3 protein-coding genes and 1 pseudogene are annotated in these 3,738 nt (G+C 38.1%); 2 read left to right on the top strand and 2 right to left on the bottom strand.

What is annotated here, in order from left to right:
• Positions 1–290: pseudogene (locus E0946_RS07010) on the top strand (polysaccharide biosynthesis C-terminal domain-containing protein); the annotation flags it as partial.
• A 266-nt stretch (positions 291–556) separates the two neighbouring features.
• Here E0946_RS07010 and gdhA read toward each other — a convergent pair.
• Together gdhA and E0946_RS07000 are read right to left on the bottom strand one after the other, a co-directional pair.
• Positions 557–1,894: an NADP-specific glutamate dehydrogenase gene (gdhA, locus tag E0946_RS07005; protein WP_243713778.1), complete on the bottom strand. Its 1,338-nt coding sequence runs from the start codon at positions 1,892–1,894 to the stop codon at positions 557–559.
• Positions 1,895–1,954: 60 nt separating this feature from the next.
• Positions 1,955–3,178, bottom strand: coding sequence for a 6-phosphofructokinase (locus tag E0946_RS07000; RefSeq protein ID WP_133201751.1), 1,224 nt, complete (start codon positions 3,176–3,178; stop codon positions 1,955–1,957).
• 150 nt (positions 3,179–3,328) lie between these two features.
• Here E0946_RS07000 and E0946_RS06995 point away from each other — a divergent pair.
• Positions 3,329–3,738, top strand: a 410-nt coding sequence (locus E0946_RS06995) for an AAA family ATPase (protein ID WP_133201750.1), incomplete at its 3' end; no start/stop codon positions are given.

Below are 3,738 nucleotides of genomic sequence, written 5' to 3'. Positions count from 1 at the left end.
TGAACAGCAAGGGATTTCCTCCTATTACTATTCTTATACCAGCTATTTCACTGGGCTTGAATATAGGATTAAATCTTCTAATGATACCTCGTTGGGGATTAATTGGTGCTGCTATAGCTAGTGGTATTGCTTATTTATTATGGTTTTTCTTAATTATTATTTATGAGCAAAGAAGAACCAATGGTGCAATGTTGCCAGTGCTTGTACCTTCCAAACAAGATTGGAAAGATTTCTGGGAAGAGGGGAAGAATACCTTAAATACAGCACTTTCTCATCTTCACAAAAAATAGAAGAAAGGACTAAGATTAGAAAATTGTCAATAAGAATAAAGCTTCATTTTTTCAACCATTATTAGTATTAAACTGTACAATTAATAAGTAATTAAGTTCACATTCATTCTTTTAGGCAAGATTGTTGGCAATGAAATGAAAGCATAGAATGGTAGTGATTTTAATAACAAAGTATTAAGATTCTGAGATGTATTTCTGAGTTTCTACGGGAAAATAAAAGACCCTGCTCTGTGAAAGCAGAGTCTTATTGTTTAATTGTTATTTATTTAGACTAAACCTTGGTCACACATTGCATTGGCTACTTTCATAAAACCAGCGATATTGGCACCTTTTACATAGTTTATGTATCCATCAGGTTCTTTTCCATGTTCAACGCAGGCTTTATGAATATTCTTCATAATTTCTCTCAAACGAGCATCAACTTCTTCCTGAGGCCAGGAAAGATGCATTGCATTCTGGGTCATTTCCAGTCCACTGGTAGCAACACCACCTGCATTAGCTGCCTTGCCGGGAGCAAATAGCATCTTAGCTTTCTGGAATGCTTCAACAGCTTTAGGAACACAAGGCATATTAGCACCTTCAACTACACAGATACATTTGTTATTAATCAGTTTAAGAGCATCTTCTTCGTTCAATTCATTTTGTGTGGCACAAGGAATGGCTACATCCACAGGAACTTCCCAGGGATGTTTTCCGGGGAAGAATTTAGCTGATGGATATTTGTCTGCATAGTCCTGCACCATATCTCTATTGGAATTACGCATAGTTACCATAAAGTCTATCTTTTCACCCGAAACGCCATCTTCGTCATAGATATAACCATCAGGTCCAGAGAGGGTAACAACCTTCCCACCTAAATCATTAACTTTTTGAACTGCGCCCCAGGCTACATTTCCAAATCCAGAAATAGCAACTCGTTTTCCTTTTATGGTCTCACCAATAGTGTTAAGAACTTCTTCTGTAAAATAGACAATTCCAAAACCAGTAGCTTCAGGACGGATGAGACTTCCACCCCAATTAATGCCTTTGCCCGTAAGAACACCGGTAAATTCATTCATTAGCTTCTTATAATATCCAAAGAGATATCCAATTTCACGAGCACCAACTCCAATATCACCAGCAGGAACATCAGTGTTGGGTCCGATATGACGGAAAAGCTCAGCCATAAAAGATTGACAGAAGCGCATTATCTCATCGTCAGATTTTCCACGAGGGTCAAAATCTGATCCACCTTTACCGCCACCTAAAGGTAAGGAAGTTAAACTGTTTTTGAACACCTGTTCAAAACCGAGAAACTTGAGCACAGATAGATTAACGCTGGGGTGAAATCTTAAACCACCTTTATAGGGTCCTATAGCACTATTGAATTGGACACGATAGCCACGTTGGACATAGATGTTACCATTATCATCCATCCAGGGAACGCGGAAAATAACAACCCGTTCGGGCTCCACTAAACGCTCTAATACATTAGCTTTTACAAAACGAGGATTGCTTTCATAGACATCCCATATGGATTCTACTACTTCGCTAACTGCCTGAATAAATTCTGGTTCTCCAGGATTCCGGGCTTCCACTTTTGCCATAAATTCTTGAAAGGTCATTTGTTCCTCCATTTTTAATATATTATACTTTTATCCCTTTTAATTTACATTATAAAAATGTCAAGTATTAACCTGCAATATCTTATCTACCTTGGGTGCACGAAGACGGTGCGCAGTAGGAAATCCTGATCCCAAAAGTGGACGAATATAATATTTAAAATCATCCGTCACTCCATTTCCGCTCTCATTAATAAATTCATCTGGCATATGACGAGTCTTTCCTGCTACATCCGAAAGATTTTCTAATTGATAGTTTACTGAATAAAATCCTGTCCGCTGAATTGATATGGAACCATCCATATTATACCAGATAGCATAATGAGCAGCTCGTTCACCTACTTCTCTAGCTTCTCTTTGATCTACATCAGAAACGCATCCTATAAAGGAACGTTGAAGATAACCAAATGTATCAGAACGAACTCTCTTTATTTTGAGTCGGGTACGAACCAAATCACTTAATAAATCTCCTAAAGCTCCCGTCCCAGAAAGCTGAACATTACCATGAGCATCTACTTCAGTATTTTTGCTCAGGATAGTCATCATAGGAACTCCATTTTCATCTACAATACCTTCTGAAACAGCGACTACACATCTTCCATAGCGGTCATATACCCTCTGAACATCTCTTAAAAAAGTTTCTTGATTGAAGGGTCTTTCAGGCATATAGATGAGATGAGGTCCATCATCAGGATACTTTTGAGCTAAAGCTGATGCTGCAGCAAGAAATCCGGCATTTCTTCCCATTACCACTCCTATATATACTCCTGGTAAAGCACGATTGTCAAGATTGACTCCAGTAAAAGCAGAAGCTACGAAACGGGCAGCAGAACCATAGCCAGGTGTGTGGTCACTTAGCACCAGGTCATTATCTATTGTTTTAGGAACATGAATTGCCCGGAATTCATAATCTGCTTTATCAGCTTCTTCATTAACGATGCGAACAGTGTCTGCAGAATCGTTGCCTCCAATATAGAAAAAATAGCGAACATCATAAGCTTTCAGTACCTTAAAGATTTCTTTGCAATATTTTTCATCTGGTTTATCTCTGGTGGAAAGTAGGGCAGAAGAAGGAGTGTTAGCAACTTGTTCCAGATTGTGGGTAGTCTCTTGAGTAAGATCCACAAATTCTTCATCAATAATTCCCCGAACTCCATATAAAGAACCATAAACTCGGGTGACCTGAACAAACTTTCTTGCTTCCAGAGTAATCCCTACTAATGATTGATTGATAACAGCGGTAGGTCCTCCTCCTTGAGCTATAACCACTTTACCTTCCAATTTCATTGTCTAACCTCCAGTATTTTTATAAATTATCTTAGTATTTTTTAAAGGAAAAGCATTAAGTCCTTTTTTATCTTTACTCACTTAATTGTCCAGAAGAAAATGCTTGCCTAATTGGCAGTAGTTCAAAACTATGTCTTAGGAGTTTAGTTTATGAGTTATATAGTACTTGCAAGAAAATATAGACCTCAAACTTTTGCTGAAGTATATGCTCAGGAGCATATTACTGAAGTTCTGCAAAATGCTATTCTGAGTAATCGTATTGCACATGCATATCTTTTTACGGGACCGAGAGGAGTGGGGAAGACCTCTATGGCAAGAATTCTGGCTAAAAGCCTTAATTGTGTTGAAGGTCCAACTATTACTCCTTGTAATAAATGCCATAATTGTGTAGAGATTGCTGCCGGTATTTCAGCAGATGTTATTGAGATTGATGGAGCTTCCAATACAGGGGTGGATGATATCCGGGAACTTCAGCGAGAACTGCTCTATGCTCCCAGTCAATCTTCTTATAAGATTTATATTATTGATGAAGTTCATATGCTTTCCAAAAATGCCTTCAA

It is taken from the genome of Candidatus Syntrophosphaera thermopropionivorans, assembly GCF_004353895.1.
Classification (GTDB): Bacteria; Cloacimonadota; Cloacimonadia; order Cloacimonadales; family Cloacimonadaceae; genus Syntrophosphaera; species Syntrophosphaera thermopropionivorans.
The sequence above is the reverse complement of the archived record's forward strand: the minus strand, read 5'-3'. Positions and strand labels throughout refer to the sequence as shown.

Coding starts and splice junctions, on each gene's coding strand:
- gdhA (WP_243713778.1), bottom strand. CDS start 1,894: ATGACCTTTCAAGAATTTATGGCAAAAGTGGAAGCCCGGAATCCTGGA.
- E0946_RS07000 (WP_133201751.1), bottom strand. CDS start 3,178: ATGAAATTGGAAGGTAAAGTGGTTATAGCTCAAGGAGGAGGACCTACC.